Below are 20,591 nucleotides of genomic sequence, written 5' to 3' on the forward strand. Positions count from 1 at the left end.
CCAAGAAAATGTTTAGGGTATAAAACTCCAGCAGAAATTTTTTCTAACAAACTGTTGCACTTCAAATGTGAACGCAGCTCCCCGCCTTCGCGGGGAGGACAATACAAAGAGGATCTCAAATTTACTTCAGGTTCTTTCTGACTTTTTGAATAGCACGAATCTGCGCAACCGCGCGCGCCAATTCAGTAGCTGCCATAGAATAATCAATGTCAGCATTTTTATTGGCAATCGCTTCTTCAGCTCTGGTTTTAGCAGCAAGAGCCGCCGCTTCGTCCAGGCTTTCAGCACGCTCAACTTCATCAGCGAGTACGGTCACATAGAAAGGCTGAACCTCCAGCATGCCACCCGATACGTAATACACCTCCTGTGTACCGCCCATATGGGTAATCCGAATTTCGCCTGGTTTCAGTACTGTCAGTAATGGAGCATGGCCGGGAGTAATACCGATTTCTCCCAGCTCGCCGGTGGCGACCACCATCTCCACAACGCCCGAGAAAATTTCTCGTTCAGCGCTGACAATATCCAAATGGGTTGTAATAGCCATTTTTTCCTGCCTCATAGTGTCTTGGCTTTAGCGACAGCCTCTTCAATGCTTCCCACCATATAGAACGCCTGCTCAGGCAGATCATCATACTCACCAGCCAAAATACCCTGGAAGCCTTTGATGGTGTCTTTGAGAGACACGTATTTTCCGGGCGAACCAGTGAATACCTCGGCAACGAAGAAGGGCTGAGACAGAAAACGCTGAATCTTACGGGCTCTGGATACAACGCGTTTATCTTCTTCAGATAACTCATCCATCCCCAGAATCGCGATAATATCTTTCAGCTCTTTGTAACGCTGCAGCGTTTGCTGTACGCGTCGAGCGGTATCATAATGCTCTTGTCCAACAATTAATGGATCCAGCTGACGTGAGGTAGAGTCCAGAGGATCTACCGCAGGGTAAATTCCCAGCTCGGCAATCTGGCGGGACAATACAACTGTCGCATCAAGGTGAGCAAATGTAGTTGCTGGTGATGGGTCAGTCAGGTCGTCCGCAGGAACATAGACTGCCTGGATAGAGGTAATAGAACCTGTTTTGGTTGAGGTAATACGCTCTTGAAGCATACCCATTTCTTCTGCCAGTGTAGGCTGATAACCTACCGCAGAGGGCATACGACCCAGCAAGGCTGATACTTCTACTCCGGCCAAGGTATAACGATAAATATTATCGATAAACAAAAGAACGTCTCTTCCTTCATCACGGAATTTTTCTGCCATTGTCAGGCCAGTCAGAGCAACACGCAGACGGTTTCCTGGCGGCTCATTCATCTGTCCGTAAACCAGCGACACTTTATCCAGTACGTTGGAGTCTTTCATTTCATGATAGAAGTCGTTTCCTTCCCGAGTACGCTCACCGACCCCGGCGAATACTGAGTATCCGCTATGCTCAATCGCGATATTACGGATTAACTCCATCATATTAACTGTTTTACCTACACCGGCACCACCGAAGAGTCCAACCTTTCCTCCCTTCGCGAAAGGACAAAGCAGATCGATAACTTTAATACCGGTTTCGAGCAGCTCCTGGCTGCCTGCCTGCTCTTCATAGGAAGGGGCTTTACGGTGAATCGCCCAGTGCTCATCAGCACCAATCGGACCTGCTTCATCCACAGGACGTCCCAGAACGTCCATGATTCGGCCCAATGTTTTTTTACCAACTGGAACCTGAATCGGTTCGCCAGTATTTTTAGCTTCAAGGCCGCGCTTTAAACCGTCAGTGCTGCCCATGGCGATAGTACGGACAACACCGTCGCCCAGCTGCTGCTGCACTTCAAACACCAGATCACCTTCAACCAGGTGCAGTGCATCGTTTACTTTTGGAACGCTGTCACGTGGGAACTCCACATCGACTACCGCTCCGATTACTTCAACTACCTTTCCTAAACTCATATTCAAACCCTCTTATAATGCGCTTGCGCCACCGACAATTTCGGCTAATTCCTGCGTAATAGCCGCCTGTCGAGCTTTGTTATATGCCAATTGAAATTCTTTAATCAAAGCACCAGCATTATCAGTGGCACTTTTCATTGCTATCATTTTAGCCGCCTGTTCGCAGGCAATATTTTCCACCACTGCCTGATAAACCTGAAGTTCACTGTAGCGCTCTAATAAAGCATCCAGCAATTCTTTGGAATCCGGTTCGTAGATATAATCCCAATGGTGTGCCAGTTGGCTGCTATCTTTTTCGTCAGTTGGCAGGGGCAGCATTTGTCTGGTAACCGGCTTTTGGGTCATGGTATTAACGAACTCGTTATAAACCACGTGCAAAGCGTCAATTTCACCCTGGTAAAAGGCATCCAGCATGATCTTTACAACACCGATGATATCTCTGACACCTGGTTTATCACCCAAATGATCGGCACTTGCTATGACATGCCCGCCGACGCGTCGGAAAAATGCCTGACCTTTACGACCTATCACGCAGAGACTGATCTCTTTACCTTCCTGCTGCCATTGGCGCATGTTTTTGATCGTCTCACGCAACAGATTGGCATTCAAACCACCGCACAATCCACGATCGGAAGTTATCACGATAAGGCCGATGCGTTTGATGTCGCGAACCGTCATAAAAGGATGTCGATACTCAGAGTTTGCGCGGGCGATATGTTTGACGACATTATAAATTTTGCTTGCATAGGGTTTTGAGGCTCGCATTGCATCCTGGGTTTTACGCATTTTGCTTGCAGCCACCATTTCCATAGCACGAGTGATCTTTTGTGTATTCTTCACACTCGCAATTTTTGTGCGGATCTCTTTTGCTCCAGCCATATCTTGCTTCGCCTTTAATTATCAGGATGGTTTAACCATCCTGCGTAATCAATTATTCCTAGTATGCTGTTACCAGCTGCCTGTACGTTTGAATTCCTCTACTGCATGTTTCAGTTGAGATTCAATGTCATTATCGTATGCACCTGATTCATTAATTTTGCTCATCAGGCTGGCATAGGAGCCGTGCATAAAGCTGCGTAATGCCGTTTCAAAGGCATTCACTTCAACAACAGGCACATCATCGAGATAGCCTTTCTCTACGATAAACAGAGACAGTCCCATTTCGGCTACTGATAATGGCGCATATTGTTTCTGCTTCATCAGTTCAGTGATCCGCTGGCCACGCTCTAACTGTTTACGTGTAGCATCATCCAGGTCAGAAGCAAATTGCGAGAATGCTTCCAGCTCCCGGAACTGGGCTAGAGCCAGTCGCGTACCACCGCCAAGTTTCTTCATAATCTTGGTTTGAGCAGCACCACCCACCCGAGAAACAGACAGACCGGAGTTGATAGCAGGGCGTACGCCGGAGTTAAACAAATCAACATCCAGGAAGATCTGACCATCGGTAATAGAAATAACGTTGGTTGGTACGAAGGCTGATACGTCGCCTGCTTGCGTTTCGATAATTGGCAGCGCAGTGAGTGATCCGGTTTTGCCTTTCACTTCGCCGTTCGTTAATTTTTCTACTTCAGCGGCGTTAATTCTCGCAGCTCTTTCCAGCAAACGTGAATGCAGATAGAAAATATCCCCAGGATAGGCTTCACGTCCAGGTGGACGACGCAGTAGCAGAGAAATCTGACGGTATGCCCAGGCTTGTTTGGTTAAATCATCATAGACAATCAGTGCATCTTCGCCACGCTCCATGAAGTATTCACCCATAGAACAGCCAGAGTAGGGCGCAATAAACTGCAGCGCTGCAGAATCTGAGGCTCCGGCGACAACCACAATAGTGTGTTCCAGCGCACCGTGCTCTTCAAGTTTGCGAACAATAGCGGACACAGAAGAAGCCTTCTGACCGATTGCGACATAAATACATTTAACGCCAGTGCCTTTCTGATTAATAATGGCATCAATGGCAATCGCTGATTTTCCAGTTTGTCGGTCACCAATGATCAATTCACGCTGACCACGTCCAACAGGGATCATCGCGTCAATCGCTTTAAGACCAGTCTGTACAGGCTGATCAACTGACTGACGGGCAATAACGCCTGGAGCCACTTTTTCGATAGGAGACATTTTGTCGGCTTCAATTGGACCTTTACCGTCAATAGGATTACCCAGGGCGTCAACAACACGTCCCAAAAGCTTTCTGCCAACAGGCACTTCAAGAATTCGACCAGTACATTTTCCTTTCTGGCCTTCTGACAGGCTTGAGTAATCACCAAGGATTACCGCACCCACTGAGTCGCGCTCAAGGTTAAGCGCCAGACCATAGACACCGCCAGGAAACTCAATCATTTCACCCTGCATTACATCAGCAAGGCCATGCAAGCGGACAATACCATCTTTCAGACTAACGATAGTACCTTCATTTCTGGCTTCGGACGCCACATTAAAATGTTCAATTTTTTTTCTGATTAATTCACTAATTTCAGAAGGGTTTAGTGCAACTTGTGACATGAATAGTTCCTCTTGTTATGCGGCAAGGCTGGTACGAAGCGTGGTCAATCTACCACTAACCGAACCATCGATTACCAAATCCCCGGCATTGATAATTGCGCCGCCAATAAGCGACTTATCAATTACAATATTCAACTTGACTTTACGCTGCAGACGCTCACTCAAAGCCTTAATCAGTTTATCCTGCTGAGTATCCGATAACTCGGAATAGCTGAAAACTTCAACTTCGAGTGTCTTCTCATGCTCGGCGCGCTCAGCTTCAAACAGAACCATAATATCTGGTAACAGCATTAATCGTCTGTTCTCTGACAGAAGCGCGATAAGATTATTCAGCCCATCGGCATCCGCTCCGGCATTGGAAGGAAGCAATGACGATAGGAACTGACTATGCTGAGCAGAAGTCGTCGCTGGATTATTGATAAAGCGTTCGCTTTGCTCATTCATAACCAGCAAAGCCAATAGATTTAAATATTCAGACCACACCGCCAGCTTCTTTTCATTCAGAGCATGCTCGAAAATGGCTTTGGCATAAGGTCTTGCAAGGGTTACAGTATCTGGCATGTTAAATCTCTTCAATCAGGTTATCTAACAAGGCACTGTTTGCTTGAACATCAATCGTTTTCCGCAGAATTTTTTCCGCACTGGCAACAGCCAGTTGAGCCACTTGCTTGCGCAAGTCATCTTTGGCGCGATTGATTTCCTGCTGTAACTGTTCGTGAGCCAACTTAACCTGCTTTTGCGCTTCAAGCTTGGCTTCTTCTTTAGCCTCTTCAATAAGTTGGCTGGCTCTTTTGGTCGCTTTTTCGATTATTTCAGCAGAATGCGCTTTAGCCTGCTTGAGCTCATCTTTCACACGGTGCTGAGCCAATTCAAGCTCTTTGCGTCCACGCTCGGCTGCTGCAAGACCATCAGCAATTTTTTCCTGACGCTCTTCCATTGCTTTCGCTAATGGCGGCCATACGAATTTCATGGTAAACCATACAAATGCAGCAAATACGAGCATTTGTATTATTAGTGTTAAGTTAATTTCCAACGCAGTTTCTCCCCTGTAACAGTTCAGGGCGCATTCACGCCCCTAGACGGTGTTATCAAGAACCCAGATTGCTTAAGAATGGATTAGCGAAAGTGAAGAACAGGGCAATACCAACACCAATCATGGTTACCGCATCTAACAGACCAGCTACGATAAACATTTTAACCTGAAGCATAGGAACCATTTCTGGCTGACGAGCAGAGCCTTCCAGGAACTTGCCACCCAGCAATCCGAAACCAATTGCTGTACCCAGAGCACCTAAACCAATTAACAAGGCTACTGCAATAACAGTCATACCCTGAACTTGTGCTATTAAATTTGCTGCTTGCATAAAAATCCCCTTTATGGACGATGATTAAAGTTAAACCTAGTGATCCTCATGGGCAAGACTTAAATAAACAATAGTCAGTACCATGAAAATAAATGCCTGTAACGTAATAACCAAAATATGAAAAATAGACCATCCCAATGATAACAGGAACTGGGCAGCGCCAAGCGTTACCGTTCCGGCGACAGATGACATGGAGTTTAATGTAAGCAGGGCGATTAGAATAAAAATTAATTCGCCAGCATACAGATTTCCAAACAACCGCAATGCCAGAGAAATAGGTTTGGCAATTAAGCCAACCAATTCAAGGACCAGGTTAACAGGAATGAAGTACCATTTATTGAATGGCTGCAATGCCAATTCTTTGGTAAAACCTTTTATTCCCTTAATTTTGATGCTGTAGAACAGTATCAAAATAAATACTGACAGCGACATGCCAAAGGTCAGATTTAAATCATTGGTCGGTACGACTTTCAGATAGTGTACCCCCATAAGCTTGGCTGCTTCAGGAAGAACATCCACTGGAACGATATCCATGAAGTTCATCAGAAATACCCAGACAAATATCGTCAGCGCCAAAGGCCCGATCAATTTATTTTTGCCATGGAAACAATCCTTCACCTGACTATCTGCAAAGTCCAGCATCAGTTCGGCAAAGTTTTGCAGTTTTCCAGGCACAGCAGTAGTAACGCGGCGTGCTCCGAAATACATCATCAGGAGCACCAGACTGCCTAGTGTAATTGAAAAAAACAGTGTGTCTAAATTCAAGGTCCAGAAACCACCCGAACCGAACTGCATCTCTTTAACATTGAAGGTCAAATATGTTAAATGATGTTTAATGTAATCTGTACTTGATACCATTTCAGTCACTTTCTGGCCTATTTCGTTGATTATCAATAAGCAGTGGTGAAAACCAGTGCGATATTACCACTACTATATAGGTTAAAAAAAACGCCAGGGGTTGCACTTTATACGTACTAAAAACCAGCACAAACAGGAATATAGAGGAGCCTATTTTTATAAATTCCCCTAGATAAAAATTTTTCACTATTTGCCGCGCGGCTCTCGCCCCTCGATATTTAAAAAGCAGTTTTGCAAATAATAATGAAGGAAGTAACGCAATCACTCCACCCAGAAAAGCAGAAATACCGGCTTCTCTGTCTTTTACCAACAAGGCAGTGAAAACAATTATCAGGATCAATAACAATTGAATTTCCTGAAGTTTTTTTACCCCGTTTACATTATTATCAAGTTTCACAAAATAACCTACCTTTCCAGGCGCGGATTATAATGGAATCAACCTGGATAAGCAACGCAATCATTCATTTCCCTAATAAATCCTCTCGCCCCTCAGGGATAAAGTTAGAGAGAGGGGTTCATTAAACTATCTCATCATCACCGGCACGCCGTCATCTCGAACGCAGTGAGAGATCTCCCAAATCCTGGTTTGTACCAGCCTTCGGAGATCTCTCACTGCGCTCAAGACGACCTGGAATGACACAGTTTGATGAACACCGTCGCGCCAAATAGCTTATTTCAATCATTTTGCCTATATTTTAATTAGGAGTGCTGCCCTTCTTTTAGGGAGCTTTTATTCCTGTCTGAACTGATTTGACAAGTTAAGGAATTACTTATGTCTGAAAAGCAACAAGGCACCGCAGCCACTATGCGGGAAAAAATGCTCCATCGCTATGACGATGGTCATCATCATAAGCACAACAAAAATCACTTCACCTATCGAAAACACTGCAAATCCCATCCTGTGCAGGCTCTTAATGGACTTGACGAAAGCGATGACAATGAGTCAACCGGATTGTTGCGTGCATTTAAATTAAGAAAAATTCGCAAACGACTGGATAAAGGTCGATTCCATTGATAAAGTTAATGCTAACCTCCAGGTTAGCCACTTCCTGGTTTGGGTCGGTACACTGTGGTCTGTGTTTGCGCAGACCACAGATTTCTAGCCATTTGGAGCGGGGGTTTCGCTCAAATTATAGTAGCGCATCAGTTTTACCACGCGAATGACATCACTTGTATTACGTGCGATCTCAATAACCCGCTCAGCCTGTCTTGGCCGCACATCCCCCATAATGTATACGATTCTATCAGAGGTAATAATTTTAAAGGCATTGGGATCAATTGAGGCATCTGCAAAAATCTGACTTCGTATTTTTGTGGTTATCCAGCTATCCTGCAAACCACTGCCTGCATTCTGACTTACATCGACCTGATCAAATAATTCGCGATAACCACTGAGACTATTTAAACGACGAACCGCAACATCGCGCAGATGCTGGCTGGGTACATGACCTGCTAACAGTACGTCGCCATTTAATACAGCCAAGTCCAGGGAACAGCCGGGTTGCTTCAGGATTCTGTCATCAAACAGGATATGGTGGGCGTTAGCGGCCAGCTGATAATCATCCAGCTTTTTATATACATCATGCCTGTCATAAATCAGGTTAGCGCCAGTCCATACGCTGCCCAGGCAACCGCCGAGCAGCAATGACATCAAGATGATTACGATGTGCCCCATCCCTGGTCTCATACTAGGTTATGTACTGGAAAACTTTGACTACCTTTTGAACTCCAGGAACCTGTCTGGCCACTTCCACTGCCAAATCGCCCTGCTCCTGAGTAACAATTCCCATCAGATAGACTACTGCATTCTCGGTAACAACCCGAATTGAACCGGACTCAAGATTTTTTCGCGTAAGCATACGACTTCGTACCTGGCTAGTCATCCAGCTATCGCGGGTTTGCTGCGACATGGATAATGGGTATCCCAGCGTGATTTCATCATAAACCCGCCGCACATGAGGAGTTCTCTGAGCAATCTTTTCTGCCATAACCCGCAGTGAAGCAGTTGGCGTTTGTCCCACCAGCAACACTATCTGGTTAAAACTGACCACTGAAATCCGGGAATCAGCAAACTGCGGATCAGTTACGATTTCCTTATGAACCAGATGATATATCCGGGCATCACTCTCAAGCATCGACAGGCTGCGCCGATCATAGACAATAGCCCCGGCAGCCGCTCCTGCAACAACCGCTGCGACACAGCCGCTTAATAAAGCGCTAATCAGTAAAAAGCACAAGGCACGAAACTTCATGGTTTACCTCAACATCTGCCCAAACAACGACTGGTCAATTAAATCACAAAAACAGTGCAGGATAAACAAGTGTGTTTCTCTTATTCGTGCAGCACTGTCTGAGGCAACCCGGATCTCAATATCTTCAGGCCCCAAATGATTAGCCAGGAGACCTCCATCACGGCCATTTAAGGCGATAGTGTCCATGCCTCGATCATTAGCAGCATTGACAGCCTGTAAAATACTATTGGAATTTCCCGAGGTGGTTAAAACCAGCAATACATCACCCTCTTGGCCCAGAGCATAGATTTGCCGTGCAAAAACCTGATCGAAATGACTGTAGTTTGCAATCGATGTCACAGCCGCCACATCACTGCTTAAGGAGACAAAAGGCAGCGAGGGGCGCTCGACATCAAAATGATTTAACATGGCGGCTGAAAGATGCAGACCATTAGCAGCTGAACCGCCATTACCGCAAATCAGTACCTTATTGTCGCTTAACAGGCAATTCACCAAACGCAGGCCGGCTTTTGCAATCAGTGAGGACAGACTGTCGGCCACAGCCAATTTGGCTTCGATGCTGATACCAAATAATTGTCTTACTCGTTCTTCCATTTGCGTCATAACTACAACGTTCCTTGTTTGAGTTTAGTAATAACTATCAAATGCATTTTTTATCCACTCTATCTGTAAAGGTTTACCTTCAAAAAGCACTACATCAAAGCGCGCTGCACATTTGTCATGCAGTTTTTTGGTCAATAAATAATAATTCGCTGTTTTTATCAACTTGCGTTGCTTGGCAACTGTGATACTGGCTATGGCACCGCCGTAGTCGGAAGAACTTCTTGCACGAACCTCCACAAAAACCAGCGTGGACACATCACGCATAATCACATCCACTTCACCCCATCGACATCTGAAATTCGATTCAATGAATTGCAGTCCCTGCTTTTTTAAAAACTGAATAGCCTGACTTTCAGTTTGCTTCCCAAATTCTACTGACATAGCGTTATCTAGGTGGTTTCACTGGTCAAACGGGCAACACCGCCGCTAAAACGCCCCCAGGCCATCACTCTGGCCACCTGCTGTGCCCGATTCAGGTATAGAACCCCGTCTTTGTCATTAATCCCCATTGCCGGAAACAGTTGCAGCTGGTTCAAACGTGTTCCCAGGGTGTAACTATCTGCACCAATAGCGTACAGGCGGTTGTAACTGTTATATTGTTCCGGCCAGTTCTTGCTGGCGAGCTGATGATTAAATACCCAAGGCATATCGCAGAAAATAATCCCGTCGAGATCCCGGTCACGCATCGTATTCGGGGTGCCGGCATATACAGAAGAGGTGGCGAATACCGGAACATCGCCGGCAAAATAATATTTAAGTAATGGCATGATCTGGCGAGCCTTGGAAGGATAGGCAAGCAAGAAGATCATATCGAAGTCCTGGCGGCGAATTGGACCGGCAAGCCTGGCTTCCTCCGTTCCTGGTTTAAATTGCTTCTCGCTGGCTTTCTTTTCAGAAACCTGCAACAACTCGCGAATGCCCTTATTCAGATCAGACTGATTATCGTAAACCAATTGATCAACAACGATACCCCCAGCGCTCTTCCATTGCGCATCAAAGGCCGTGACAATCTCTTTGCCCCAGGCGCCATCTGGAGCAATGATGAGCGCACGCCGCAAGCCTTTCTTGCTGGCCTTAACAGCGACCTGACGGGCCTCATTGCCAGGCGAAAGCCCGAATTGATAAGCATTCTGATTACTCTCAACATCAGTATCATTCAGAAAAACAGTGGGTACAGGATGCTCTATGGCAGCTACACGCGCCACATCCGCTTTAGTTAAAGGGCCTACCACATAATCAGCGCCATTTTCTATCGCCTGCTGATAGAGACTGACCGCATCTGCGGACGCTGTGTCATAAAGCTGAACATTGATTTGTTTTCCGGAGGTATCTGAATGGTGAGCAGACATAAATCCGTCTTTTATGGCACCACCTGGTCCTGCCAGTGCTCCGGACAGGGGTAATAACAACGCGACCTGTCGGGGTCCATCATGCAAGTTGGATTTTATCGCCGCCAGTGATGGTGGAAGCAGGTTGTTAGCAGGATGATTACTGTAGTCTTCCTGCCATTTTTCCAGTCTGTAGACCAGATTTGATCCGCCATCGGGCTGTCTTGAAATTAAAGCGAGGTTTAACCAGCCTTTCAGTTCCGAACCCTCTTTGGCCTCCATATCCAGAGTAGTTAATTCAGCAATCGGTAACCGGGTTAAATCCAGCCAGAGTAATTTTCGATTATTGTCGGCAGCGCTGCCATTAACCAGAAGTTTATCCAGTTTAATTCGTTCATTAATTGCGTAAACGGAATTATTACCTGCTTCATAGGCGCTAGCTAACACCTCGTGGTACTGGCTGAAAAAATAGGCGGGAATTTCATCCGACTTTTGAATCGAAGCCAATCGTGAAATAGCCGATTTGGGCTGATCACGCATTAGATCAATTTTTGCCAGCAGGATATTCTTTTCACTGGTTTGTGCTGCATTAAGCCCCTCTAACTGTGTTAAGATATCATTAGCATCGCGCCACTGGCCATCATTCAAATATCGGCCGGCGGCCAGAATGAGCAGACCATTTCGCTCATCCCCTGACTGATTATTTGCCATGGCCAGGTAGGCTTCGGCAGGCATACTGAAAGGAGAGGGAGCTTCGGACTGGTGGACCATTGGGCGGTTTTCGATCGCTGCCTTGGTACAGTGGGTTAATAACAATACTGAAGCAGTCAATATCGATAATTTGGCTAAACGAGATTTAACGAGCATGAAAATGAGTCCACAACGCTGGAACCACATAGGATAAACCATGACAAATTCTTCGGCAACTGTTCCCGGTACCCTTTATATTGTTGCTACACCCATTGGCAATTTACAGGATATTAGTTTGCGCGCTCTGGAAACACTTAAACAAGTCGATGGCATTCTGGCGGAAGATACGCGGCATTCGGGGCAGCTCTGTCATGCATTGGGCATTGAAAAACCACTGATTTCCCTGCATGAACATAATGAAAGCTCAAAAGCAGAGCAGGTGCTTGCCAAGCTTCAGTCGGGCAAGTCCTATGCCTTAATCAGCGATGCGGGAACACCTCTTATTAGTGATCCCGGTTTTGTTCTGGTACGCCTGCTGCGTGAACAACTGATTCCGGTCGTTCCCGTTCCCGGTTGTTGTGCCTTGATTACTGCGCTTTCTGCTTCGGGAATACCCTGCGACACCTTCAGTTTTCTGGGTTTTTTGCCCGCTAAAAGCAAAGCCAGGAAAGACAGGCTGGAAGAGATGAAAATGCGTTCTGAAACGCTGGTTGTGTATGAGTCGACTCATCGTATAATCGATAGTCTGCATGATATCGCTGAAATTTATGGTTCTGATTACCGTCTGGTTTTAGCAAAAGAACTCACTAAAACCTATGAGCATTTTGAGCAGGGTTCTGCACAACAGATTATTGCCTGGCTACAGAGCGAGTCTGGACGCAGCAAAGGCGAATTTGTACTTTTATTTCCCCCGCTTTCGCAAGAGAAAACGACAGACGATACCCAACTGCTGACCATTCTGCTTGAGGAACTCCCCCTAAAACAGGCGGTTAAGATTGCATCCCGTATCAGTAAAACATCAAAGAACGAGCTGTATCAATTAGCGCTTCGCTTGCAATAAGCGCCCCTGTAATATTTTTTACCACGCCGCACAATAGACTTGTTTTTTGATCAAAAAATACATATCATGTTAGATATATTTACATACCTGCACAATAATTCTGCATAAGGATTCAGAAATGGATATCCTTTTCAATGAGCCCACGTCGGCCCGCTGGTTCTTCGTCAATCCTGTTACTAATATCATCCATCTCCTGGTGCCGGCTGTCGGCGGAGAGCGGGCTGGAACTGACAACACTTGTCAGACCATGATGGCGATGAAAACTTTTTTTGGAAAAAACGCTGGAGAACATGCCGGGGCCCTTCAGGAAATGGAATTGTATCGCCGGGCCCTGCAACAGGATATTGCATCCATTAGCCCGCAAGACCAGGAACGGCGAAGTATCAGGGAGCAAAAACAATCCCGGCTTCAACAAATTGAGAAAATTATAGCGGCATTAAGGGTAATTCAAAATACGCCTGAAATCAGCCAACTCAATCATGTGTACCCTGATTATCCTCCTTCAGTAGCCCGTTTAATGGAAGGCAGTAACGTTTACAGCATGCTGATGCCCCCGGTTACTGATGGTTATCTTTACACCAAAAACCGAGTATTCACTGTGGATAGAACGCGAAACGACCGTTTCTATGGCGCCATGATGCTCGGCTTTAATAATTTAGTTTTCGGCAGCCAATCCCCCAAAGAACAGGTAATCAGAGCTGCCGTCAGGCAACTTGAGGCATTCAGAACCCAACAGGGGAGGGATCCTGGCTTCCCCGAAATACAAGCAATACTTACATCGGTCATGAAAGAAAAAACCGGCCTGGATGTTGATTTTTCTTCAAGCCCGACAGGGGCTCCCATTACTCCTCAAATGCTGACAAACATTCATCTGGAAGACAATCCTAGCTTCCGGGATACCGTGGAAGCCTGGCTAGACACTTGCGCGCTTGAACTCTGGAGCACCCTGCCAATTTCTCCCTTTCAAAGTGTTAATAATCCCAATCTGACTGCTGGTAAAAAGAAAGAAACGCTGGCGATTATGCTTCAGTTTTTGTTGGCTGAGGTAAATATATATGCCCGCAGTAAAGACTTGTCCCAACGCAATTTTGGCCAGGTTCTGGATGAAAACAGCACATTGAGAAATACCCTGATTACCAGCGTCACCGGCACCCTGGCACAGGGCGGTAGTATTGAGCAAGCAGTCCTCGAATTCATCAATCACAACCGACAGGCCTTTGGATTAAGCAGGGCACTAAATACCGCAGATCAAAAAGAGATTGTTGATTATTTCCGCAGCGACTGGGCCACAATCAAAGATTCACCGCATTTTGATGAGTTCACTATTTGGGTGGATAAACCGGGTAAATTTGTTGTTCATCAGGGGGCTATTTGTGTGGACTTTGCGGAAGTAATCAACTCTGGCTTCAGGAATACTGTATCTCAGGCAGATCTTGCGTATTTTGATCAGGCGCGAGCCGATTATCAGTCAGTCAATGGCAAATTAAATCATACCAATCCGAGTACATTGGCCAGTTATACTATTGACGAAACCCGCCTGCCAGGCTATTTGCTTGAGCTTATTGCCAATACCGATAATCATGAGGCGCTGTCAGCGATTCTTCTGGCAAGAACAGCAGTCAGAAATGAAGGTCAGCTTCAGCCAGGCCCCAAAGTTTTCGAAACCTTAAGTGCTGAAACCGTACAGGCACTCAAACGTTCTCCTAATTGGGCCCGTCTGCAGAATATGATCGGAAGCCATATTACTGATCCAGTGACGCAAACTGCTTTTAATGCGAAATTTCTTGGTGCCTTGCAACAGATTAATATTAGCAATGAGCAAGCCAGGGCACTCTATACCGCAGTAGTCAAGAGTCGCGGCCCTCGCGCCGTTACTGGTTATGCCACTACAACCGAACTCCGTCAAATATTGACGGCCTTAGGGATCGGCGATCAGTTAAACATAGGGTTTAACATTCAAAACGGATTCTCGGTCACTGTGCGCGGAGAAGCCTATGATAATTTAGTCGCTATGCTAAACAATTATTCCGATAAAATTTATATCACTCCGGAAATGGCCCGCAATTTCTATTTGCAGGTGAAGGAGCGCTATGGTGAAAACTCAGCCCAGTACCAGGAGATGCAGGCATTGAATAACGAGGGAGTACTGCCCGCTAAAATGATCAAGGCCTTAAGTTTACTGGATATTAATCTCGTTACAAATGAGCATGATGAGCCGGAAATAGATTTTCCTGCAGGGGGAGTTGACGGGTATATTCTGCAGATTGCCAATCCGCAGCGAAACTTACAGCTTATTGAAAATATCCAGCAGCAGCAAACCATCTTCCATTTGACACCTGATATAGCAGGATTACTCTATCAAATGGTCAACAGTCAGGGACGCGGCAATGAAATCGCGTCGCTGACTAATAATCCTTCGCCTGATAAAATACGCCAGACCCTGGACATTCTGGAAATTTCGCACGGCTTGATCGGCTTTCACGGAAACAATGGCTATGATATCCATCTTTCCCCCCTTGCCAGAGAAAGACTGCGTATGCTTATGAGCAGTAATCTCAGTCTGACTGGCGGCGGCGGCAGAGGTTCAAGGGGACGAGGACAAGCTTATAGAGCGGCTACGATACCTTTACCGATGACGCCGGTAACCAATGCGCCGGTTGCACAACCCCCTGTCAATCCACCGGCAGCAAGAACAGAGCCGGTTCTGCCGCCAGCAGCAGCGCCAGCACCTGTGAATCAAATCAGCATAGAACCTGTCGCGTCTTTTCACGCAACCAACCTGCCCGCAAATGCCAGTCGAATGGATTTAAACTGTCCTGAACCTGTCTTGCAAGCATTTAGAAATCTGCTGCGCGGCGAACCCATTCTTGGCTGCAGTTTTAACAATCCTTATACCCATCAGGTAGAAACCCTGCCCAGCAATGCCGATGAGTTAACCGCAAGACACCTGCAGATTCTGGCTCGGAACGAAAGAAGCAATGTAACCGGGATCATGAATACCGGCCTTTATCAGGGAAAATTGAGTGATAACAAGATTGCCAGGCTCCGCTGTCTGGTTAAAGCGACTAATGGTGCCGGGATTGTTCAGGTTAATGCCTACGGCGGCTATCCTCACGGCAATCCCATCCACACCTACCCAAGCCCCAGACGAATGATTGTGGTGGATCAGGCCGGCTTGCAATGGCAGTCAGATTTTCGCAACACCGGCGGAATGTTTTTCTATCCTGATAATCCTGCAGATGCGCATTTACCCAATGGCTTTGCTAACTGGCAAGCCGAAAGCTTTCGCGATATGTACGGTTATCAGCGGCCAGCAGCCCCTGAGAATTATCGACAGATCAGCTGGTATGGAGTCAGTGGTAAACTTGATTTAAATCTTGTAGCGAATGCCATTTCCGCTGAGTTTTTGCAGGCCTGGCATGCGGTGGTGGCACAGGGAGATGAACTAAACCAGGGTGAGCTGGTCTGTTTGAAATTTCTTAAGGCCGGTATGGGATTTTTCGCGCATGGAGTACCGGGCGCTGACAAACCTTATCTCGAACATGCCCGGCTGCAGGGAATATTGCAGGCATTGCAAACGATTGCAGCACTTCCGGAAAATCAGCGCGCCGCGGCAATCGGTCGTATTGGCCGCCTGGAATTGCCATTTTCTGGAAATGTGCAGGGTGGTGCTGCGAATCCTCCCGGTTATCGAGACACGCTTGAGCAGATTGGCAGAGTCGTCACCCAGCTTGGATTGCAATGGGGTGGAACTCCAACTGACGATGTATTCGTAGAACGTCAGGGCTTTATTAACGCTTGTACTAATTGCGCAGATCCGCATGCCATGATTGGAAACGAAGGAGGGCATGCCAGTGTGGATGCCGCTATGGCGTCCAATGCCAACCTCGATGGCTTGAATGCCGCCTATAATCCGCATATGCGCCTGCGTCCCTTGCCACAAGGCCTGGCATTATCTCATGAGATAAGTCCTGAAACAGCAAGAGCACTGTATACTGCGGTAGTGAATCAAAATGGTCCGCAAGCAGTCACAGGCTATAGCAGCCAGCAAGAGCTTGAACGAATACTTACTTTCTTGAGATTTCCAGACATAGACTCTATTGATACTCTGGAAGGAAACCGATTTCGGGTGCATTTTCAGGCTCCGGCAATCGCGAGACTGCAAAATATTCTCCAAAATTATCAAAATTCCATCTATTTTAAGCCAGAGGCTGCGGTCAGCTTGTATCTTGCGGTGAAAGCTCGCTTTGGGGAAAACTCAGATGAGTATCGAACTATGCAAAGCCTCAATAACCAGGGGGGCAATCCCGCAAAAATTCAGAAGGCTTTAGAACTGCTTGGCATCACAGTGGACCGAATCCGCTTTCCGGCCGGAGGGGGCAATGGCTATATTTTTGAGGTCAGCGCTGAAAATCGACAACGACTGGAAGCGATACCCCAGCAGGCTCCTGCCCCAACAGCAGCAATTCCTGCAACGACAACAACAACCACCACGACGACTACGGCTGCTACTCCAGCAACTGTAACGCCTGCAACCACTGCCAGTGTGGCCAATCAACCGACATTCTTTCAGCCACCCCCTTCAAGCAGACCCTCAGCCACTACAGAGCAGGGATTAAGTTCCAATGTGGTTGAGTCATTAAAAGTATTCATGAAACAAGGCGCACGGCATATGCCACGAGGAAGCTGGGCTGAAATAGGAACAATCAATGGCCTGCCCTTTGAGATTGGGATTAACAGAGGCGGTAAATATAGCCTGGCTTCCTCTGATTATGAGTTGAGCATACTTGAAAACGGTGATCTTGAACTTCTCAGTAAAAATCGAAGGAATGCAAACGGGCGCTGGCAAACCGTAAGCGGCCCTGAAAAAATACAAGTGCTCAATCAGTTCTTTAGAGCGCTTCCCCTCAATCAGTTACAACAGCATTTCTTGCTGGATAGCTTACAAAAGTTAAGCGCTTTAACCAGCAGAAGCAATTTTCAGAGGATGTCATTACGGGATGCCTGCGACAGAGCGAATATTGTCTACCATGATGCTATGCCAGAAAACGCGATGCTTGATATCTCACCCCGAACGAGGCAGCCTTGTATCGATATTGGTAATGAGCGCATTGAGCTGGAGCAGAGCAGACTGGATTTCGCAGTACGCTCTCTAAATACTACAGCCATTACACCATCCAGAACACAACAGGCTATAGGTCAGGTCACTGACAATTTAATGGTCTTAAGGGTAGCAATAAGCACTATTCCACCCGAGGATACCCCTGCAACGAGGATAGGTAACCCTTAAGGAGAGACTATGACATGGACCAATAGTGCTTATGAAGTCATTGAAACCATTAATGATGAATATTTTTTTGCAGGGTCAGCCTGGAATACCCAAATTGCCAAACGTTTTGTGCTAAAAACAAAGCGTTTTGGCCGGCTTATTGAAGCCTCTTATTATCTACATCTGGATAAGGGAAAACCTTTTAATATCGCTTTTGAGCCCTCAACTTCTTTTGGCTGTTCGGTAGGCTGTTTATTTTGCGCCTCAGGAACCTTATCACCGATCAAAGCATTGACAGTCGCGGAAATCGTGGAACAGGTTAATACCTTGATTGCTATTTACCGCAGGGATTTTCCTGATTACAGAATTCGCGAAGACGTATTTTATTCAGGAATTGGCGAACCCACCTTAATGACCAATGTACTAATTGAAGCCTCAGCAAGACTTCTCGAGCAAAATCCCGATTTACAATTCAAAATGTCGACGATGGGAGCCTTGCCGAGCGCATTATTACGCTGGGCGGATTCCGAACTGCCGCTTCGCTCTCTACAAGTCGGAATCCCGCATTGGAACGAAGAGAAAATAAAATACCTTTATAGTAAGTGCAGCAAATACAATCTGCATGACGTTCTACAGCATGTTCAACTGTTTATGGATAAACGTCCTGATACCGCAATCAAGATCAATTATATTGTGATGGAAAATTATAATAATTCGCTTGAAGATTTAAAACGGACGGTAGAAAAAGTCATCAGTATTCTGGGATGTAATATTGAACTTAAAATTTCCTGTCTTAATCCCACTGAATTCGCTGAACAGAATCAGCTGATTGCGGTTAAACAACAGGCATTGGAAACACTGGCTGCCGGCGTTCAATCCTTTGGCCTTAAAAAAGTCTATACCTTTGGGCCGATGAGTAAGGATAAACTCGGTTGCGGGCAACTGGCCGGTAATTATAAATTATTTAGTTAAGTATGAAAGCACAATCCTTTAGTTATATTCGTGGCGAATTGGAAACCAATACTCCCTGGTATCCCCCTGATCCTGAATTTTTAAATGCCTGGCGAGATGAATTTTTTGCGATTGAGGGTGTCGATCATTACAACTACTGGCTCTGCGGAGCAGTACTTGAATCCTGGCCGACTCAGGACGTGGATATCTTAATCACAGGTTCCGTGATTGATTACCAGCATCTTGAGCATGTGATGGTCAATGCCATGCGACTGGGATTTAAACACCGGCAGTTAATCGATATCGCCTGGAATGACTATTATAAAAAATATCTGGAGCGCGGACGCTGTGAGCGCCGCGCTATATGCTGTGATCATTATTACCAGCACGGCTGGTGTAGTCTGGAGCACTGCACTGCCCAGGCGCGTCAGATTGAAACGATTGTAGTGGGTAATGAAATTATCAAAAATGGCCTGGAAATTACCCCGCCCGATCCTTATGCAGTACGACTGAGCAAATACTTGTGGAAAATTCAAATGGATAGCCCCTCCGAGAGGCAGATTCAACGAATGCTGGAAGGAAAAGTGTATACACAAAGCCCGATCATTCTACGACCGGATTTGGATTTTAAAGACTATGTCAACTGGCCATGATTCATTGTAATAAAGATAAAAATTTATTGATTCAATTTATTTAAATTTTTTTCAATTTCTGCAATAGTAGATCCCGTGTCGTTTTATTAATAAGGACTTTAATGATGACCATCACAAAAAAAATAGGGATTTCGAGTTTGCTTTTTATTATTTCCATCGCTAATGCTGCGGGTCTTGGCCACATGATTGTTAGCGATCCGGTGCTCGGCAGTCGAACCATCGTCTATGAGAAAATCAATGAATTTGCAGTGGCAGAAGGGGATATTTTACTTGCCAAAACCCGTGATTTGGATAAAGCAGGTGCAGTGTTTCGTCCAAAAATTGGTGGCAATCGCTGGGCACATGGCGTGATACCTTTTGAAATGTCAGAAGATTTGCCCTTGATGAACAAATTAGCGGTTCTACAAGCCATTGCGCACTGGCAGCAATATACGGCCCTTGAGTTTGTTGAGCTCACCTCCAAAAACCGTGCGGAATATAAAGATTATATCGCTTTTATACCGGCAGCAGGAACCACTTGTTCATCCTATGTGGGTAAAATGGGCGGCAAGCAGGAAATCAATTTATCACCGCGCTGCACTACCATGAACACGGTCCACGAAATTGGTCATGCTCTCGGTTTGTGGCATGAGCAATCAAGGGCCGATCGTGCTAATTATATCCGTATCGTCTGGGAAAATATTGATGAAGACCACCGTTATAATTTTGACCAGCAATTGACTGATGGGAAGGATTTTGGGGAGTACGATTATATGTCCATTATGCATTATGGCGCTTATGCTTTCTCAAAAAACGGCGAGAAAACGATTATTCCTTTGATGGATAATGTTGAAATTGGTCAACGAGTTAAATTGAGCGAAAAAGATATTGCCGCGGTGAAGGCAATGTATCCGGAGACATGAAGACGGTAGCACACAGGGCTATTGCTCATTGCCATCCCCGCGAAGACGTTATTGCGTAAATAGAACCAAGCAATCAACCTGTCGTCTTTGCGAACAAAGTGAAGCAATCCAGTTCCTACACTTTATTCAAGTTTCGGTCTGGATTGCTTCGCTAACGCTCGCAAAGACGGTTTTTGTGTACCTAGCTTTATTCACGAAACAATGCGATCGCGAGGATGGAAAACCCGTAA

General features: G+C 46.0%; 20 protein-coding genes. 6 read left to right on the forward strand and 14 right to left on the reverse strand.

Features of this window, described 5'->3' with window-relative positions:
• Positions 1 to 121: 121 nt before the first annotated feature.
• The 9 genes from E1O89_RS06360 to E1O89_RS06400 form a co-directional block, all read right to left on the reverse strand.
• Entirely contained in the window at positions 122 to 544 is a 423-nt protein-coding gene (locus tag E1O89_RS06360) for a F0F1 ATP synthase subunit epsilon (RefSeq protein ID WP_058507309.1), read from the reverse strand.
• Between the two features lie 11 nt (positions 545 to 555).
• Positions 556 to 1,932 (reverse strand): F0F1 ATP synthase subunit beta, encoded by a 1,377-nt coding sequence (atpD, locus tag E1O89_RS06365; protein ID WP_058506944.1) that lies wholly within the window; start codon positions 1,930 to 1,932, stop codon positions 556 to 558.
• Between the two features lie 12 nt (positions 1,933 to 1,944).
• Positions 1,945 to 2,811: a F0F1 ATP synthase subunit gamma gene (gene atpG, locus E1O89_RS06370; RefSeq protein ID WP_112218773.1), complete on the reverse strand. Its 867-nt coding sequence runs from the start codon at positions 2,809 to 2,811 to the stop codon at positions 1,945 to 1,947.
• 69 nt (positions 2,812 to 2,880) lie between these two features.
• Positions 2,881 to 4,431, reverse strand: a complete 1,551-nt coding sequence (atpA, locus tag E1O89_RS06375; RefSeq protein WP_112218774.1) for a F0F1 ATP synthase subunit alpha — start codon at positions 4,429 to 4,431, stop codon at positions 2,881 to 2,883.
• 15 nt (positions 4,432 to 4,446) lie between these two features.
• Positions 4,447 to 4,992 (reverse strand): F0F1 ATP synthase subunit delta, encoded by a 546-nt coding sequence (locus tag E1O89_RS06380; RefSeq protein WP_133139439.1) that lies wholly within the window; start codon positions 4,990 to 4,992, stop codon positions 4,447 to 4,449.
• Position 4,993: 1 nt separating this feature from the next.
• Positions 4,994 to 5,464 carry a F0F1 ATP synthase subunit B gene (locus E1O89_RS06385; protein WP_133139440.1) on the reverse strand — a complete coding sequence of 157 codons (471 nt, stop codon included), beginning with the start codon at positions 5,462 to 5,464 and terminating at the stop codon, positions 4,994 to 4,996.
• Between the two features lie 55 nt (positions 5,465 to 5,519).
• A complete protein-coding gene (gene atpE, locus E1O89_RS06390; protein ID WP_028385819.1) occupies positions 5,520 to 5,795 on the reverse strand; it encodes a F0F1 ATP synthase subunit C in 276 nt (91 codons plus the stop codon).
• A 36-nt stretch (positions 5,796 to 5,831) separates the two neighbouring features.
• Positions 5,832 to 6,653 (reverse strand): F0F1 ATP synthase subunit A, encoded by an 822-nt coding sequence (gene atpB, locus E1O89_RS06395; RefSeq protein ID WP_112218776.1) that lies wholly within the window; start codon positions 6,651 to 6,653, stop codon positions 5,832 to 5,834.
• A gap of 1 nt (position 6,654) precedes the next feature.
• Positions 6,655 to 7,050, reverse strand: coding sequence for an ATP synthase subunit I (locus tag E1O89_RS06400; RefSeq protein ID WP_133139441.1), 396 nt, complete (start codon positions 7,048 to 7,050; stop codon positions 6,655 to 6,657).
• A 375-nt stretch (positions 7,051 to 7,425) separates the two neighbouring features.
• Here E1O89_RS06400 and E1O89_RS06405 point away from each other — a divergent pair, with 375 nt between their 5' ends.
• Positions 7,426 to 7,668 (forward strand): hypothetical protein, encoded by a 243-nt coding sequence (locus E1O89_RS06405; protein ID WP_112218778.1) that lies wholly within the window; start codon positions 7,426 to 7,428, stop codon positions 7,666 to 7,668.
• Positions 7,669 to 7,752: 84 nt separating this feature from the next.
• Here the strand turns inward: E1O89_RS06405 and E1O89_RS06410 are convergent, their stop codons facing one another.
• The 5 genes from E1O89_RS06410 to E1O89_RS06430 are packed head-to-tail and all read right to left on the reverse strand — an operon-like array spanning position 7,753 to position 11,703.
• A complete protein-coding gene (locus E1O89_RS06410; RefSeq protein WP_165483083.1) occupies positions 7,753 to 8,328 on the reverse strand; it encodes a BON domain-containing protein in 576 nt (191 codons plus the stop codon).
• Between the two features lie 13 nt (positions 8,329 to 8,341).
• Positions 8,342 to 8,905, reverse strand: coding sequence for a BON domain-containing protein (locus E1O89_RS06415; protein WP_112218780.1), 564 nt, complete (start codon positions 8,903 to 8,905; stop codon positions 8,342 to 8,344).
• Positions 8,906 to 8,908: 3 nt separating this feature from the next.
• Positions 8,909 to 9,508, reverse strand: a complete 600-nt coding sequence (locus E1O89_RS06420; RefSeq protein WP_112218781.1) for an SIS domain-containing protein — start codon at positions 9,506 to 9,508, stop codon at positions 8,909 to 8,911.
• Between the two features lie 24 nt (positions 9,509 to 9,532).
• Positions 9,533 to 9,889, reverse strand: a complete 357-nt coding sequence (locus tag E1O89_RS06425) for a YraN family protein (RefSeq protein ID WP_133139443.1) — start codon at positions 9,887 to 9,889, stop codon at positions 9,533 to 9,535.
• A gap of 8 nt (positions 9,890 to 9,897) precedes the next feature.
• Complete coding sequence (locus tag E1O89_RS06430; RefSeq protein ID WP_133139444.1) at positions 9,898 to 11,703, reverse strand: penicillin-binding protein activator; 1,806 nt, start codon at positions 11,701 to 11,703, stop codon at positions 9,898 to 9,900.
• Between the two features lie 40 nt (positions 11,704 to 11,743).
• Here E1O89_RS06430 and rsmI point away from each other — a divergent pair, with 40 nt between their 5' ends.
• From rsmI to legP, 5 genes are all read left to right on the forward strand, one after another.
• Positions 11,744 to 12,586, forward strand: coding sequence for a 16S rRNA (cytidine(1402)-2'-O)-methyltransferase (gene rsmI, locus E1O89_RS06435; protein ID WP_133139445.1), 843 nt, complete (start codon positions 11,744 to 11,746; stop codon positions 12,584 to 12,586).
• A 118-nt stretch (positions 12,587 to 12,704) separates the two neighbouring features.
• Positions 12,705 to 17,876 (forward strand): hypothetical protein, encoded by a 5,172-nt coding sequence (locus tag E1O89_RS06440; RefSeq protein WP_133139446.1) that lies wholly within the window; start codon positions 12,705 to 12,707, stop codon positions 17,874 to 17,876.
• A 9-nt stretch (positions 17,877 to 17,885) separates the two neighbouring features.
• Entirely contained in the window at positions 17,886 to 18,827 is a 942-nt protein-coding gene (locus E1O89_RS06445) for a radical SAM protein (protein WP_133139447.1), read from the forward strand.
• Positions 18,828 to 18,829: 2 nt separating this feature from the next.
• Complete coding sequence (locus tag E1O89_RS06450) at positions 18,830 to 19,459, forward strand: hypothetical protein (RefSeq protein WP_133139448.1); 630 nt, start codon at positions 18,830 to 18,832, stop codon at positions 19,457 to 19,459.
• 101 nt (positions 19,460 to 19,560) lie between these two features.
• Positions 19,561 to 20,361, forward strand: a complete 801-nt coding sequence (legP, locus tag E1O89_RS06455; RefSeq protein WP_133139449.1) for a Dot/Icm T4SS effector Zinc-dependent metalloprotease LegP — start codon at positions 19,561 to 19,563, stop codon at positions 20,359 to 20,361.
• Positions 20,362 to 20,591 lie beyond the last annotated feature (230 nt).

Source organism: Legionella genomosp. 1, assembly GCF_900640215.1.
GTDB classification, from domain to species: Bacteria; Pseudomonadota; Gammaproteobacteria; order Legionellales; family Legionellaceae; genus Legionella_C; species Legionella_C quinlivanii_A.

Bases quoted from the DNA above. Each gene is read 5' to 3' on its own strand.
- E1O89_RS06360 (WP_058507309.1), bottom strand. From the start codon at position 544: ATGGCTATTACAACCCATTTGGATATTGTCAGCGCTGAACGAGAAATT.
- atpD (WP_058506944.1), bottom strand. From the start codon at position 1,932: ATGAGTTTAGGAAAGGTAGTTGAAGTAATCGGAGCGGTAGTCGATGTG.
- atpG (WP_112218773.1), bottom strand. From the start codon at position 2,811: ATGGCTGGAGCAAAAGAGATCCGCACAAAAATTGCGAGTGTGAAGAAT.
- atpA (WP_112218774.1), bottom strand. From the start codon at position 4,431: ATGTCACAAGTTGCACTAAACCCTTCTGAAATTAGTGAATTAATCAGA.
- E1O89_RS06380 (WP_133139439.1), bottom strand. From the start codon at position 4,992: ATGCCAGATACTGTAACCCTTGCAAGACCTTATGCCAAAGCCATTTTC.
- atpE (WP_028385819.1), bottom strand. From the start codon at position 5,795: ATGCAAGCAGCAAATTTAATAGCACAAGTTCAGGGTATGACTGTTATT.
- atpB (WP_112218776.1), bottom strand. From the start codon at position 6,653: ATGGTATCAAGTACAGATTACATTAAACATCATTTAACATATTTGACC.
- E1O89_RS06405 (WP_112218778.1), top strand. From the start codon at position 7,426: ATGTCTGAAAAGCAACAAGGCACCGCAGCCACTATGCGGGAAAAAATG.
- E1O89_RS06410 (WP_165483083.1), bottom strand. From the start codon at position 8,328: ATGGGGCACATCGTAATCATCTTGATGTCATTGCTGCTCGGCGGTTGC.
- E1O89_RS06415 (WP_112218780.1), bottom strand. From the start codon at position 8,905: ATGAAGTTTCGTGCCTTGTGCTTTTTACTGATTAGCGCTTTATTAAGC.
- E1O89_RS06420 (WP_112218781.1), bottom strand. From the start codon at position 9,508: ATGACGCAAATGGAAGAACGAGTAAGACAATTATTTGGTATCAGCATC.
- E1O89_RS06425 (WP_133139443.1), bottom strand. From the start codon at position 9,889: ATGTCAGTAGAATTTGGGAAGCAAACTGAAAGTCAGGCTATTCAGTTT.
- E1O89_RS06430 (WP_133139444.1), bottom strand. From the start codon at position 11,703: ATGCTCGTTAAATCTCGTTTAGCCAAATTATCGATATTGACTGCTTCA.
- rsmI (WP_133139445.1), top strand. From the start codon at position 11,744: ATGACAAATTCTTCGGCAACTGTTCCCGGTACCCTTTATATTGTTGCT.
- E1O89_RS06440 (WP_133139446.1), top strand. From the start codon at position 12,705: ATGGATATCCTTTTCAATGAGCCCACGTCGGCCCGCTGGTTCTTCGTC.
- E1O89_RS06445 (WP_133139447.1), top strand. From the start codon at position 17,886: ATGACATGGACCAATAGTGCTTATGAAGTCATTGAAACCATTAATGAT.
- E1O89_RS06450 (WP_133139448.1), top strand. From the start codon at position 18,830: ATGAAAGCACAATCCTTTAGTTATATTCGTGGCGAATTGGAAACCAAT.
- legP (WP_133139449.1), top strand. From the start codon at position 19,561: ATGATGACCATCACAAAAAAAATAGGGATTTCGAGTTTGCTTTTTATT.